This is a genomic window from Streptomyces sp. SP18CS02 (assembly GCF_036322365.1).
Classification (GTDB): Bacteria; Actinomycetota; Actinomycetes; order Streptomycetales; family Streptomycetaceae; genus Streptomyces.
This window is the reverse complement of the sequence record NZ_JAQYXC010000288.1, coordinates 254,006-267,569: the sequence shown is the minus strand read 5'-3', so window position 1 is coordinate 267,569 and position 13,564 is coordinate 254,006. Positions and strand designations below refer to the sequence as shown.

The 13,564-nt window shown below is 73.0% G+C and carries 14 protein-coding genes; 8 read left to right on the top strand and 6 right to left on the bottom strand.

Features of this window, described 5'->3' with window-relative positions; genetic code table 11:
- Positions 1–35: 35 nt before the first annotated feature.
- The 6 genes from PUR26_RS19670 to PUR26_RS19645 all read left to right on the top strand — a co-directional run bounded on the left by PUR26_RS19670 (position 36) and on the right by PUR26_RS19645 (position 6,339).
- Positions 36–2,018 (top strand): ABC transporter permease, encoded by a 1,983-nt coding sequence (locus PUR26_RS19670; protein WP_329873722.1) that lies wholly within the window; start codon positions 36–38, stop codon positions 2,016–2,018.
- A gap of 96 nt (positions 2,019–2,114) precedes the next feature.
- Positions 2,115–2,543, top strand: a complete 429-nt coding sequence (locus PUR26_RS19665) for a hypothetical protein (protein WP_329873721.1) — start codon at positions 2,115–2,117, stop codon at positions 2,541–2,543.
- Between the two features lie 95 nt (positions 2,544–2,638).
- On the top strand, positions 2,639–3,466 hold the full coding sequence (locus PUR26_RS19660; RefSeq protein ID WP_329873720.1) for a pentapeptide repeat-containing protein: 828 nt from the start codon (positions 2,639–2,641) through the stop codon (positions 3,464–3,466).
- 674 nt (positions 3,467–4,140) lie between these two features.
- Entirely contained in the window at positions 4,141–4,887 is a 747-nt protein-coding gene (locus tag PUR26_RS19655; RefSeq protein ID WP_329873858.1) for a thioesterase II family protein, read from the top strand.
- Between the two features lie 69 nt (positions 4,888–4,956).
- Complete coding sequence (locus PUR26_RS19650) at positions 4,957–5,223, top strand: hypothetical protein (RefSeq protein ID WP_329873719.1); 267 nt, start codon at positions 4,957–4,959, stop codon at positions 5,221–5,223.
- A gap of 129 nt (positions 5,224–5,352) precedes the next feature.
- A complete protein-coding gene (locus tag PUR26_RS19645; RefSeq protein ID WP_329873718.1) occupies positions 5,353–6,339 on the top strand; it encodes an amidase in 987 nt (328 codons plus the stop codon).
- 112 nt (positions 6,340–6,451) lie between these two features.
- Here PUR26_RS19645 and PUR26_RS19640 read toward each other — a convergent pair whose 3' ends face one another.
- From PUR26_RS19640 to PUR26_RS19630, 3 genes are all read right to left on the bottom strand, one after another.
- Complete coding sequence (locus PUR26_RS19640; protein ID WP_443077119.1) at positions 6,452–7,153, bottom strand: 4'-phosphopantetheinyl transferase family protein; 702 nt, start codon at positions 7,151–7,153, stop codon at positions 6,452–6,454.
- Between the two features lie 23 nt (positions 7,154–7,176).
- Positions 7,177–8,013 carry a metallophosphoesterase family protein gene (locus tag PUR26_RS19635; RefSeq protein ID WP_329873716.1) on the bottom strand — a complete coding sequence of 279 codons (837 nt, stop codon included), beginning with the start codon at positions 8,011–8,013 and terminating at the stop codon, positions 7,177–7,179.
- A gap of 218 nt (positions 8,014–8,231) precedes the next feature.
- Entirely contained in the window at positions 8,232–8,444 is a 213-nt protein-coding gene (locus PUR26_RS19630; protein ID WP_329873715.1) for a DUF4287 domain-containing protein, read from the bottom strand.
- Positions 8,445–8,722: 278 nt separating this feature from the next.
- Between PUR26_RS19630 and PUR26_RS19625 the strand changes: the two genes are divergently transcribed.
- Complete coding sequence (locus PUR26_RS19625) at positions 8,723–9,232, top strand: GNAT family N-acetyltransferase (protein ID WP_329873714.1); 510 nt, start codon at positions 8,723–8,725, stop codon at positions 9,230–9,232.
- A gap of 243 nt (positions 9,233–9,475) precedes the next feature.
- Here PUR26_RS19625 and PUR26_RS19620 read toward each other — a convergent pair whose 3' ends face one another.
- Both PUR26_RS19620 and PUR26_RS19615 read right to left on the bottom strand, forming a co-directional pair.
- On the bottom strand, positions 9,476–9,685 hold the full coding sequence (locus tag PUR26_RS19620) for a hypothetical protein (protein ID WP_329873713.1): 210 nt from the start codon (positions 9,683–9,685) through the stop codon (positions 9,476–9,478).
- 227 nt (positions 9,686–9,912) lie between these two features.
- Complete coding sequence (locus tag PUR26_RS19615; protein WP_329873712.1) at positions 9,913–10,284, bottom strand: winged helix-turn-helix transcriptional regulator; 372 nt, start codon at positions 10,282–10,284, stop codon at positions 9,913–9,915.
- Positions 10,285–10,410: 126 nt separating this feature from the next.
- Here PUR26_RS19615 and PUR26_RS19610 point away from each other — a divergent pair, with 126 nt between their 5' ends.
- Entirely contained in the window at positions 10,411–11,070 is a 660-nt protein-coding gene (locus tag PUR26_RS19610) for an FMN-dependent NADH-azoreductase (RefSeq protein ID WP_329873711.1), read from the top strand.
- 99 nt (positions 11,071–11,169) lie between these two features.
- Here PUR26_RS19610 and PUR26_RS19605 read toward each other — a convergent pair whose 3' ends face one another.
- A complete protein-coding gene (locus PUR26_RS19605; RefSeq protein WP_329873710.1) occupies positions 11,170–13,563 on the bottom strand; it encodes a glycoside hydrolase family 65 protein in 2,394 nt (797 codons plus the stop codon).
- Between the last annotated feature and the right edge of the window lies 1 nt (position 13,564).

Here is a 13,564-nt window from a genome sequence, read left to right as displayed (position 1 = left end):
GTACGCCCCACCCGACAAGAATCCAGGAACCCCCGATGAACCGTCTTCGCGGTCGCGCTCCGAGGGCCCGCCCCCCCTTCGCCCTGGCGATTCCCGCGCTGCTCGCCATCGCCTTCCTGATGCTGCCGCTGATCGGCGTCCTCGCCCGTACCTCCTGGGGCGGTCTGCACGCCCATCTGACCGCTCCCGGAACGACCGAGGCGCTGCGGCTGTCGCTCGTCGTGTCGTTCTGGGCGCTCGGGCTGTCCCTGCTGCTCGGCGTCCCGCTGGCCTGGCTGCTGGCCCGCGTGTCCTTTCCGGGCAAGGCGGTCGTACGCTCCCTGGTCCTGCTGCCGATGGTGCTGCCGCCCACGGTCGGAGGAGTCGCGCTCCTGCTCGCCTTCGGCCGTCGGGGACTGCTGGGGCCGTGGCTGGAGAACACCTTCGACCTCACCCTGCCGTTCCACACCTCCGGCGCGGTCCTCGCCGCGACGTTCGTCGCGATGCCCTTTCTGGTCATCAGCCTCGAAGGGGCGCTGGCCGGACTCCGTCCGCGGTACGAGGAGACCGCGGCCTCCCTGGGAGCGTCACCGCTCCGGGTGTTCCGCACGGTGACCCTGCCGATGGTCGCTCCGGGCCTCGTCGCCGGCGCGGCCCTCACCTGGGCGCGCGCCCTGGGAGAGTTCGGCGCCACGATCACCTTCGCGGGCAACCTCCCCGGCAGCACGCAGACGCTGCCCCTCCAGGTGTACCTGCTCCTCCAGGACAGGCCCGAGGCGGCGACCTCGGTCTCTCTGCTGCTGCTCGCCATCGCCATGGCGGTGCTGATCGCCCTGCGCGGCCGCTGGAGCGGAACACCGGCCGGCCTTTCGCACGCCCCCAGGCCCTCCTCCGGCGAGGCGGGCACCGGGGCGCCGGAGGCCCCCCGCCTTCCCGCCGGCGCCGACGGCGGCCCGGCCGCGTCCCTCGTGGGCGCCACGCCCGTCGCGTCCGTGCCCCGGGAGCGCTGGCCGCTGCACGCCGAGGTGTCCGGGTTCGACCGGCTCACCCTGGACGCCGACCCGGGCACCACCATCGCCGTCGTGGGTCCCAACGGCGCGGGCAAGACGACCCTGCTGCGCGCGCTCCTCGGTCTGACGCCGCGCGCCCACGCCGTTCTGCGCCTGGGCGACACCGATGTGACCGCGCTGCCCGCGCACCGCCGCCACGTCGCCTGGGTGCCGCAGGACGGTGCCCTCTTCCCGCACATGAGCGCCCTCGCGAACACCGCGTACGGGTTGCGCGCCCAGGGGGTGCCCCGCGCCGAGGCCCGCCGCAGGGCCCAGCAGTGGCTCGACCGGCTCGGCGTGGGGCAGCTGGCCCGCCGCGGACCGGCACAGCTCTCCGGTGGCCAGGCGCAGCGCGTGGCGCTCGCCAGAGCCCTGGCCGTGGGCCCCCGCCTGCTGCTGCTCGACGAACCGCTCGCCGCACTGGACCAGACCACCAGGGCCCAGGTACGCCACACCCTGCGCACCCACCTCGCCGGCTTCGGCGGGGTGTGCCTGATCGTGACCCACGACCCGCTCGAGGCCGTGTCCCTGGCCGACCGGGTGCTCGTCCTCGACGAAGGCCGCGCCCTTCAGGACGCACCGCCCGCCGAGGTGACCCGGCATCCCCGCTCGCCCTGGGTCGCCCGGATGCTCGGCCGCAACGCCTGGCCGGGCAGCACCACCACGGACGGCCTCGCCCTCCACGGCGGCGGCCGGCTGATCGTCGCCGAGCCCCTCCCGCAGGGCGCCGAGGCACTGGCCGTCATCGCCCCGGAGGCCGTGTCCCTGCACCGTGACAAGCCCTCCGGCAGCCCTCGCAACGTCTGGCCCGGGACCGTACGGGAGATCACCGCAACCGGCAGCCGGCTGCGCGTTCTCATCGCCTCGCGGGAGGCACCGGACCTCGTCGCGGAGATCACCCCGCAGGCGGCCGCCGAGCTGGGTCTCGCCGACGGGACCCGGGTATGGACCAGCGTCAAGGCGACCGAGGTGACCGTCGTGCCCCTGTGAGACGTCGGGACGCGGTCGGCCCCCTGAGTACGTACGCCGTCCGGGTGAGTACGACGCCCGATGTCCCGGGCGGCCCGGCGCCGGTCGGATGGGGTCATGACCGATGAGGCACCGCACCGCCGGCACATGCGGCGGGTCACCACCACCGGGACCGCTCTGGCCTCGGCCCTGTTGCCGCTGGCGGTCGGCGTACTGCTGGCCAGGACCCTGGCGACCGACCCCATGGCACCGGTGAACGCGCTGATCACCGGCGGGCAGCGAGCGAGCGTCCCGCCGTCCCTGTGGCGCGGGTGCGGCAGGACCGTGCTGTCGGGGCGCAGGAGGCCGTCGGGGGCCGGAGCCCGGCCCGCCGCGGTCGGCCCCGCCGTGGACGCCGTACGAGCCGTACGCGGCGTCCGCCCCAGGGCTGCGGGCCGCGCCCGGCCGGGCCGGATCGCGGGCCGTGGGGCGGGTTCGCGCGGCGTCCTGCGTGTCCTCGGGCGAGCCGGGGCAAGTGGTGGCCGCGCACCGGACCGGACCGGATAGGCTAGGAGGCGGCCTTCCCCCGCGCGCAGGGCGGGACAACGCAGGGGGGCAATGGGGGTGGTCCACCGCCCCGCCTCACCAGGAGATCAACCGTCTTGTCCCAGCACACCCCGAACGCCGCCAACCCCGATCTGCAGGCCGACTGCGGGAACTGCTTCGGACTGTGCTGCGTAGCGCTCCCCTTCACCCGCTCGGCGGACTTCGCCGCGAACAAGGCCGCCGGCACCCCGTGCGGCAACCTCCAGCAGGACTTCCACTGCGGCATCCACGAGCGGCTGCGCGACAGCGGCTACAACGGCTGCACGGTCTTCGACTGCTTCGGGGCCGGGCAGAAGGTCTCCCAGGTGACCTTCGAGGGCCGCAGCTGGCGCGAGGAGCCCGGTTCGGCCCGCACCATGTACGAGGTCTTCCCGGTCATGCGGCACCTGCACGAGCTGCTGCGGTACATCGCCGAGGCCATGGACCTCGCGGCCGCCCGGCCCGTCCGCCGCGATCTGCGCCGCGCCTACGACCGGATCGACGCGATGACCCGGGACACGGCCGAGTCGCTGCTCGCCGTCGACGTGATGGCGCTGCGCGGGGAAGTGAACGCGCTGCTGCTGCGCGCCAGCGAGCTGGCCCGCGCCGCGGTGCCCGGCCGCAAGAAGGACCACCGGGGCGCCGACCTCATGGGCAAGCGCCTGCGGAACGCGAAGCTGCGCGGCGCCAGCATGCGCGGTGCGTATCTGATCGCCGCCGACCTGTCCGGCGCGGACCTGCGGGAAGCGGACCTCATCGGTGCGGACCTGCGGGACGCGAACCTGTGCGGGGCGGATCTGACGGGTGCTCTGTTCCTCACCCAGCCGCAGCTCAACGCCGCCCGGGGCGACCGGGCCACCAGGATTCCGGCCACGCTCCAGCGGCCGGGTCACTGGGCCGGCTAGAGACTTTCCGGCGCGGCTTCCCCGGGTCCCGGCCCGCGTTGCCCCCGGTGTCGACTCCCCGTCCGCCGCCCCCGCCTCGCACTCGGCCGTGGTCGCCGGTCCTGCCCCGGGTAGGGACGGCCCCGGTGGCGCACTAGTCTGTCTCGACGTCAGCCGATACAGATCGTGCGACAAACCAGACCTGTTCGGATATGCGGAGATCCGGGGACCAGCAGAGGTTTTCCAGTTCGAGGAGCCGAGGCATATCGGAGAGACGGGCGACGAACGGCGCCCTTGCGATTCTGGAGCAGGAGTGAGTCCGACCCGCGCCCGGCACTTGGCAGTGGCCGGACGACCGTCTTTCCCGCCCCTGAAGGCCGTACCGATTGGCCCCTGCGAGCGGGCCCGAGGTCAACTGCCGGGCGGCTCACCCCGCCTGCCCCACGTACCCCCGTCACCGCTGTGACGCGACCGGGCTCTGGTGGAACCGGTCATGAGTGGGGGTCAGCTTGCGGGAGACGCGCAAACCTGAATGTACTCTGACATAAAAACAAGCCAAGCATAACCGATGGCTGGGATTGATCCACCGGGTGGGCCGCCCCCTCGACGGCGCACCGCCCCGGCAGGCCCTGGGGTAGCCGTCGCACGGGCAAGGACTTGTACGACGAAAGGTACAAATTGTGGCTGGACTGCCCATGAGCAGCGGCTGGATCCGTCGGTTCCACCCGGCGCCGGAGGCAGGCACCCGCCTGGTCTGCTTCCCGCACGCCGGCGGGTCGGCCACGTTCTACTTCCCCGTCTCCCGGGCGGTGTCCCCCGGCGTCGACGTGCTGGCGGTGCAGTACCCGGGCCGGCAGGACCGCCTGAACGAGCCGTGTGTGGACGACATCCCGACCCTGGCCGACCGGATCACCGAGGAGCTCGTGGGCTGGGCGGACCGGCCGCTGACCCTGTTCGGCCACAGCATGGGCGCGACGATCGCCTTCGAGGTCGCTCGGCGGCTCGAAGCACGGGGAATCGTGCCGCTGGGGCTGTTCGCTTCCGGGCGCAGGGCTCCGTCGAGCCATCGCGACGAGCGGGTCCATCTGCGTGACGACGACGGGCTCGTCCGGGAGTTGCAGCGGCTGAGCGGCACCGACGCGGAGGTGCTCGCCGACGAGGCGATCCTGCGGATGGTCCTGCCGGCCATGCGCAGCGACTACCGCGCCGTCGAAACCTACCGCTACACGGCCGGACCCCCGCTGAACTGCCCGGTCACCGCCCTGACGGCCGACGACGACCCGCTGGTGGACGTCGCCGAGGCCGAGGCGTGGGCGCAGCACACGGTCGCCCCGTTCCGCATCCGCGTCTTCACCGGCGGGCACTTCTTCGTCACCGCCCACGCGGAGAGCGTCATGCGGGAGATCACCGGGCACATCGAGGCCGCGACCACCCCGCGCTGACCAGGCGTCGGCGACGAGGGCAAGGGGCTGGGACCACTGGAACTCCACGAGTACGCCTCCTTCGACGCGGTGGGTCTGCGGGAGCTGATCCGGGACCGGGAGGTGAGCGCGGCCGAGGTGGAGCGGGTGGCGCGGCTCGCGCTGGAGCGGGCCGACGCCGATCTCAACGCGCTGACGCGGCCGTTGTTCGACCCGTCCCTGGCCCATGAGCCCGACGGGCCGCTGGGCGGGGTCCCCTGCGTCATCAAGGACAGCGGTCCCTTCGCCCAGGGAGTGCCGTTCACCCTCGGCAGCCGCAGTATCAACGTGCCTACGCGGTGGTCGACCACGATCTGATGGCCCGGTTCCGCACCCGCGGGCCTGTCGCCGCTCGGGCAGAGCACCGCGCCGGAGTCCGGGCTGAGCTTCGCGACCGAGTCGGTGCGTTACGGGCCCACGCGCAACCCCTGAGACCTCGCACGCGGCGTGGGCGGGTCGAGCGGAGGCGCGGCGGCGCTCGTCGCCGCGGGCGCGGTACCGCTGGCGCACGCGAACGACGCGGGGGGCTCCATCCGTGTCCCGGCGTCCTCCTGCGGTCTCGTCGGCCTCAAGCCGAGTCCCGGGCGCACCCCGTGCGGGCCGTTGGGCGGTGAGGTCGCCTTCGGGCAGCTCGTTGAGTTCGCGGTGACCCGTACGGTGCGGGACACGGCCCATCTGCTGGACGCGGTCTGCGCGCCGGCGGTCGGCGACAAGTACCAGGCGCCGCCGCCCGTCCGCCCGTGCGCCGAGGCGATCCGCACCGATCCGGGCCGGCTGCGGGTGGCGCCGACCACTTCGGCCTGGACGGGCGGGTCGGTGGACGCGCAGGTCGCCGAGACCACGGTCACCGCCGGCAAGGTGCTGGAGTGGATCGGGCACACGGTGGCCGAGACGCGGCTGGACGTCGACGGCGAGGCGGTCGTCGAGGCCGCCATGCTCACGGCCGTCACCACCGGTGGCGCGGTACTGAGGGGCGCGCCGCGCCGGCCCGACGCCTCGTCGCTGGAGGCGGTGTCGCGTCGGGTGCTCTCCGAGACCGAGGCGTTCACCGTGCTGGACGTCATGAAGGCGATGGAGGCGCAGAACCGGGTGACCCGGCCCGTGGGCCGGTTCTTCCAGGACTACGACCTGCTGGTCACCCCGACACTGGCCCGGCTGCCCGCTCCTCACGGCACCCTGGACTACGACGGTCCGCACCGTTCGGTGCGCTCCTGGCTCAGCCGCATCTTCACGCACGGGCCGTTCACGGCCACGTTCAACGCGTCGGGCAACCCGGCCGTCAGTCTGCCTCTCGGCCAGAGCGTGGAGGGGCTGCCCATCGGGGTCCAGCTCGTCGCGGCGCACGGCCGGGAGGATCTTCTGCTCCAGGTGGCCGCGCAGTTGGAGCAGGCCGTGCCGTGGAAGGACCGCCAGCCGCCGGCGTACGTCGGCTGACACCGGAGGCGGCCCGGCGGATCGGCGGCAGACCGGCGGGAACGTGCTTCGGCGGTGTCCCGCCCTCCGGCTCCGGCTCCGGCCCCGTCGGGGACGGAGCCGGAACGGGGCGTCAGGAGAGCGGACCGCGCCCGCGGACGACGACGGCGGTGGCCAGAAGACCGGTGTCCTCACCGGCCAGGCTGTGCCACCGTCCCTCGAAGCGGTCGATCCGCTCGCCGGAGAGGACCGGTCCGGGGACCTTGAGGGTCCCGGTGAAGGTTCCCCGGACAGGATCGGGCTCGATCACGCACTCGCTGAAGTCCAGCCAGCGGCCGGTCAGCGGATACCAGGCCTTGAAGACGCTCTCCTTCGCGCTGAACAGCAGCCTGTCCCATGCGATGGCGGGTTCGGCCACGGTGAGCCGGTCGAGGATGCCCCGCTCCTCGGGCAGCACCACCAGTTCCGCCACGCCGTCGGGCACCGGGGCGTTCGGCTCGGCGTCCACGCCCACCGAGGCGATCGCCGCACGCCGGGCCACCGCCGCCGCGCGGTACCCCTCGCAGTGCGTCATGCTTCCGACCACGCCGTCGGGCCACTTCGGCGCGCGGTGTGCCCACGGCGGGCCCTCCCGGGCGGGCAGGATCGGGCCGGGGGCCACGCCGAGCCTGGCCAGCGCGGTGCGCGCGCACCGCCGTACGGTCGCGAACTCCCGCCGTCGCGCCTCCACGGCGCCGGCCACGACCTCGGCCTCCTGCGGGAACAGCGCGAGATCCGGCGGGTCGGTGAACAGTTCACTGACCATCACGTCGTCGGGGAGCAGCCGGGTGAGCAGACCGCTCCGGCCGGTGGTGGCGGTCACCCGTGCCTCCTCGGTCCGGGGAGTATGCGGCAGAGCCCGGCGGGCGCGACCGGACGGCTGCGCCACTCGCGCGGATAACCGAGCGACACCTCGCGGTGGGGCACGCCGTCGCATTCGATCGTGCGGGGGATGTGCAGATGTCCGTAGACGACGGTGGCCGCGCGGTACCGCACGTGCCAGTCCGCCGTTTCCTCGGTGCCGCACCACAGCGCGAACTCCGGGTAGTGCAGGATGCGGGTGGGCTCGCGCACCAGCGGGAAGTGGTTGACCAGCACGGTGGGCAGCGCGGGGTCGATCCGGTCCAGTCGCGAGCGGGTGTAGGCCAGGCGCGCCCGGCACCACGCCTCACGGCTGGGGTACGGGTCGGGGTGCAGCAGGTACTCGTCGGTGGCGACCACACCCGCCTCGTGGGCGACCTCGAGCGCCCCGTCCTTGGTGTACGTCCCTTCGGGCCGGAACGTGTAGTCGTACAGCACGAACAGCGGCGCGATCACGACCGGCCCGTCGGTGCCCCGCCACACCGGGTAGGGGTCCTCCGGCGTCACCACCCCGAGGCCGCGCAGGGTCTCGACCAGGTGCAGATAGCGTTCCTCGCCACGGAGCTGGACCGGGTCGTTCGGCGGGGTCCACAGCTCGTGGTTGCCGGGCGTCCAGATCACCTTGGCGAAGCGCTCGTTCAGTGTGCCGAGCGCCCACACGATGTCGTCGAAGGTCTCCGCGACGTCGCCCGCGACCACCAGCCAGTCGTCGGCGGACTCCGGTCGCAGGCCGTCGACGATGTCGCGGTTCTCGGCATAGCGGACATGGAGGTCGCTGATGGCGAACAGACTCATCTCAGCGCCCACGCCGCACCGTGACGGCCGCGCCGCCCGTCCTCGTCCACACCGCTCCCCGTTCACTTCCCGTCCGTGTGACCCGCGCACGCCGCCGGTGCGCCGGTCCCTGCCCCCGCACGCCGCCCCCGCCCCCGTGACGTGGGGCGGCGGCACACGATCGCTCCACTCTACGTGCCACGGTCCCGGGGGGCTCGGGGCCCGAGCGTCAAAGGCGGTCAGGCGCCGCTGTCCTCCGCGAGCGTGTGGGCGACGAGCGCGTTGGCATGGCCGTGCCCCATCGCGTGCTCGGTCTTGAGCCAGGAGACGAGTTCCATGTGCCTGGTCAGGGGCGAGGAGCGGATGAGGTCCTTCCACTCCGTTATGGGGCGGCCGTACTTCGTCTCGATCGAGGGGAAGTAACTGGCGGGGCCCTTCACATTGTTCGTCATGGCGACAGCCTGACACCGGCCACTGACAACGAGCGTGTGATCCGCCCTGCCCCAGGGGGCGCCCCGCCCGGTCGCTGGTGCGCGACCGCCGCGCCTCGCCGTACCCGCCGGCGCCGGAGCGGGCGTTGACCGGAGGTCAGGAGCTGCCGGGAGAGGGAGCTGTCGCCGCGGGAGCCGAACTCGACGGTGGGCGCGTCCCGGTCGGGGTCGTGACGCGTCCGGCCCCGGGAGAAGGGCCCGAACGACCCGGCTCATGTCTCGCGGCCTAGGGTTCCGGGATGCAGAGCACACTCCGTCTGGAGAAGATCACTCCGGAGAACCTCGACGCCGCGACCGGCCTGCGGGTCCGGCCGGATCAGGAGCACCTGGTCGCGCCGGTCGTGAAGTCGCTGGCCGAGGCGTACGTCCATCCCGGCACGGCCTGGCCCCGCCTCGTCCTCGACGGCGACCGGCCCGTCGGGTTCCTCATGGCCTTCTTCGACATCGACTGGCGGGGCGACGGAACCGACCTACGGTCCGGCCTGTGGCGCCTCAATATCGCGGCGGGCGAGCAGGGCAGGGGCTGCGGCCGCTTCGCGGTCGAGTCCGTGGCCGCCGAGATCCGCCGGCGCGGCGGCACCCGCCTGACCACCACCTGGCATCCGGGGGAGGACGGCCCCGGGGGTTTCTATCTGGGGCTCGGTTTCCGGCCGACGGGCGAGACGAGCGGAAGCCAGACGGTCGGCGAGCTGGACCTGCGCGCGGCCCGGCCCGCCTGCGGGGCGCCAGGGCGCGAAGGGCGCGCGTAAGGACGCACGGTCCGGGTCGGATCGGGTCGGGTCGGGTCGGGTCGAGGCCCGCATCGCCCGCTCCGGCGTCCGCCGCCCGGGACGGGCCGCGGGAAACCCCGGGGTGGGCCGCACGACGAGCCGAGGAGCCGGGAGCGCCCGGTCCGGGACGGAGCTCGGCCGCGGCCTCGATCCGCCCGCGGGCGGCCGAGCCGAAGAGCCTCCTGGCCTCCGGCTGTCGGCGCCGACAGCGACGGCGGGTGACTACGGGGCGCCGGGGGCGCCGTGACGTACGGGCAGGCCGCGTCCGAAGGCGTCGGGACCGGGGCCCCGCATGCCGAACCCGTGGCCCCAGTTCATGGCCCGCTCCAGGTTGCGCAGAGTCTCCTCCGCCACCTCGCGCACCTCCGACGGCACGTCACCGCGCTCCCTTATGAGCTGGGCGTAGATCGGCGCATCCGGTCGCGCGTTCACGAGCGAGTCCTTCCCTGGGCGGCAGGCGGCTCTGAGCACACGAAGCCGCAGTGGGTCACGAGTGTACGGGCCGACCCGCGCGCGTAATCCGCTGGATCCACGGGCCGGCCGGCCGCGGGTCCACCGGGTCGCCGTCGCCGCCGTCGCCCGAACGGCGCCCGGGCGGGGCGCGGACGGGAGCCCGGCCGTCACGGCGGCCGCGTCACCGCCCGGCCGGGGCACGGCTTCTACCGGGGGCACCGGGCGGCGGCCGCCGCGTCCTCCGGCAGATGCTTCTCCGCCCACCGCCCCAGCTCCCGCAGGGCCGGTTCGAGCGCGGCGCCCGCCTCCGTCAGGCGGTACGAGACGCGCAGCGGAGGGCCTTCGTCGACCTCGCGCACGACGAGCAGCGCCGCGCCCAGCTCCACGAGCCGGTCCGAGAGCATGCGCTCACTGATGCCGGGAATGGCCCGGCGCAGTTCGGCGAAGTACGCAGGGCGCTGCAGCAGCACGGCCACGATCATTCCGGTCCAGCGCTTGCCGAGCAGTTGGAAGACGCGCGTGATGCCCTCGTCGACCTGCTGACACGCCGCCTCGCCGTGGCCCCCGTCGTCCGTCATGCCCCCAGGTTACTACTTTCCCGTAGGGGGGTGAAAAAAAGTAAGTACCTGTGTTATTGATAGTTGCATACGAAACAGCATCCGGTTCGGGGCCGAGCTCCGGACCTCGTTCCTTCGGAGATCCGCATGGCGACGCTGCTGCACCTGGACTCGTCCCTCTTCCCCCTGTCCGCCTCCGCTTCGCGCGAAGTGACGGAGACGTTCCGCAAGGCGTGGGAGGAACAGCACCCGGAGGGCACGGTGATCTACCGCGACCTCTCCCGGAACCCGGTCCCCCACCTCGACGGCCTGGCCGCCTCCGCCGGCTTCGCCGATCCGGCCACGCACAGCCCCGAGCAGGCGGCGGCCTTCGCCGGGCGCGTGAGGCTGATCGAGGAACTGGAGCAGGCGGACGCCGTGCTGATCGGCGCCCCGATGTACAACTTCTCCATCCCGTCCACCCTGAAGGCCTGGCTTGACCAGGTCATCCTGATGGGCCGGACCGCCGGCCCGGATTCCACGCTCAAGGGCAAGCCCGTCACCGTCGTCGCCAGCCGCGGCGGCTCCTACGCGCCCGGCACTCCGCGTGAGCCCTTCGAGTACGTGCGCAACTACCTCGGCGCCCTGCTGACCGAGATGCTCGGCGCGGAGGTCGACTTCATCGTGCCCGAGCTGACGCTCGCCGCGAGCAACCCGTCGATGGCGGAGCTCGTCCCGCTCGCCGAGGCTTCCCGCGCCCAGGCCCTGGCGGACGCCGCCACCAGGGCGAAGGAGGTCGCACAGCGCCTGCGCGCCACCGCGGCGTGAGCGGGGCGCGCTCGCGATCCGGAAGGGATCACCGGGCGGCCCCGGCGGCCCGCCCGGTCCGACGCCCCTGAGGGGCGCTCCTGCGGCGGCGCCCACGCGTCAGTGCGGCAGCCCCAGGAGCGCCGACTCGCCCGGCTGGACGGACACCGCCCGGTCCGGAAGCCGGACATCGATGGGCGAGCCGTTCGACGCGGGCACGCTGATCTGCAGTTTCCCCGGCCTGACGCGCAGTTGCACCCCCCAGTGGCCGTGGTAGTGGATGGAGAAGCCGTACTCCGTGAAGTGCGGCGAGGGCACCGGGTCCAGCCACAGCGCCCCGCTTCGGGTCTCCAGGCCGGTGAGTCCGCGCTGCACGAGGTCGACCGTGCCGGCCATGGCTCCCAGGTGCACCCCCTCCTCGGTGGTGCCGCCGTGCAGGTCCGCGATGTCGCTGGTCAGGGCCTCCTCCACGTAGGTCCACGCCTCGTCACGGCGTACCCGGGCCAGCACCCAGCCGTGGACCAGGCCGCTGAGGGTGGATCCGTGGCTGGTACGGCGGAGGTAGTAGTCGACGGTCCGGCTCCAGGTCGCGTCGTCGAGCTCGTAACCGAGCCTTCGGAAGATGCCCTTCAGTTCGGCGGGGGCGAAGAGGTAGCCCAGCATGAGCACATCGGCCTGCTTGGACGCCTGGTAGCGGTTGATCGCGTCGCCCTCCGCCTCCAGGATGCGGTCGAGGCGGCGGATGTCACCGTAGCGGGCGCGGTAGCCGTCCCAGTCGAGCTCCTCGAGGTCGCCGTACCCGTCGAACTGGCTGACGACACCGGAGTGGAACGGTACGCGCAGATTGCGCGAGACGTCGTCCCACAGATCCAGTTCGGTGTCTTCCAGTCCGGTCCGCTCCCGCAGCTCGATCCTGCGCGGCTCGGGCATCTCGCGCAGGACGCTGAGGGCCCTGGCGAGGGTCCAGGCGGCGGTGACGTTGGTGTACGCGTTGTCGTCGAGGCCGGGGGCGAGGGCGCTCGGGTAGGAGTCGTGGTATTCGTCGGGTCCCAGCACCCCCTTGATCCGGTAGCGCCGGCGGTCCGGGTCGTACGTCGCCACGGCCGCCCAGAAGCGGGCGATCTGCGTCAGCATCTCGGCGCCCTTGGTGTGCAGGAACTCGGTGTCGCCGCTGGCCTCGCAGTACTGCCAGACGTTGTACGCGATGGCCGACCCGACGTGGTACTGGAGCCGGGAGTAGTCCGGGAGCCAGTGCCCGGAGCGCGGGTTCAGGTGCAGTTGCTGCGTCTCCTCCCGGCCGTCGCTGCCGCTCTGCCACGGGTAGAGCGCCCCCGTCCGCCCGGCGTCGCGGGCGGCGTTGCGGGCCCGCTCGAGCCGCCGGTACCGGTACAGCAGCAGGGCGCGCGAGACCTCGGGGAAGTGCAGGTTCAGATAGGGCAGGACGAAGAGCTCGTCCCAGAAGATGTGGCCCCGGTACGCCTCGCCGTGCAGTCCCCGGGCCGGGACCCCCACGTCGAGGTCCGCGGTGTGCGGCGAGAGGGTCTGCAGCACGTGGAAGAGGTGCAGCCGCAGGATCCGGCCCGACTCCCCCGGTACGTCGAGCTCCGCCCTCCGCCAGAGCTGCCGCCAGGCGGAGGCGTGCGACTCCAGGAGCGCCGCGAAGCCGGCAGCCCGGCCGGTCGCGTCGATCGCCGCGTGGAGCGGGTCGCTGATCGCGAAGTCCCGGGAGGTGTACAGGGCCACCACTTTGTCGACCGTGCGGGTACCGGCGGGCGACAGCGGTACACGCAGGAGCTGGACGGCGCGCAGGGGCTCGTGGGCCGTCCGGAAGCCCGCCACCGGCTTGTCGGCGGTGGTGCGGGCGGCCAGGCCGATCCGGATGTCCGACGTACTGGTGCGGCAGCGCAGCCACACGGTGCCGGGCTCGGCGTCCCCGGCGTTGACATGGACCAGGTGATCGCCGTTGAGCTCCCGGTAGCGGGCGACTCCGCTGTTGGTGATGCCGCCGTCGAGTGCCGCCTCCACCTCGATGTCGCCCTCCCAGCCGCCCTCCGCCGTGAATTCGGTGCGCATGGCGGCGAGGTGCGCGTGCCCCATGTGCACGAGACGCACCTGGCGCACCGCGAGGACCCTGCCGTCCTCGGCCTGGTAGCGCATCGACCGTTCCAGCGTTCCGGTGCGCAGGTCCAGCTTCTGACGGTGTTCGAGCAGCGCGTCGCCGTCGGGGGTGAACCACGCCATGTCCCCCTCGGGGCTGTGGATGCGGAAGCGCAGCGGCAGCCAGTTGGGCAGGTTGACCATGTCCTCGTTCTCGACCTGCCGGCCGCCGACGGTCGAGGTGAGGCGGTTGTAGCAGCCCGCGATGTACGTACCGGGGTAGTGCACGGCGTCCGCCGAGCACTCGGGCGCCGCTCCCCGGGTCGCGAAGTAGCCGTTTCCGAGGGTGCACAGCGCCTCTCGCAGCCGCTGCCGGCCGGGCTCGTACCCTTCGTACTCCCAGGTCCACTCGGGCATC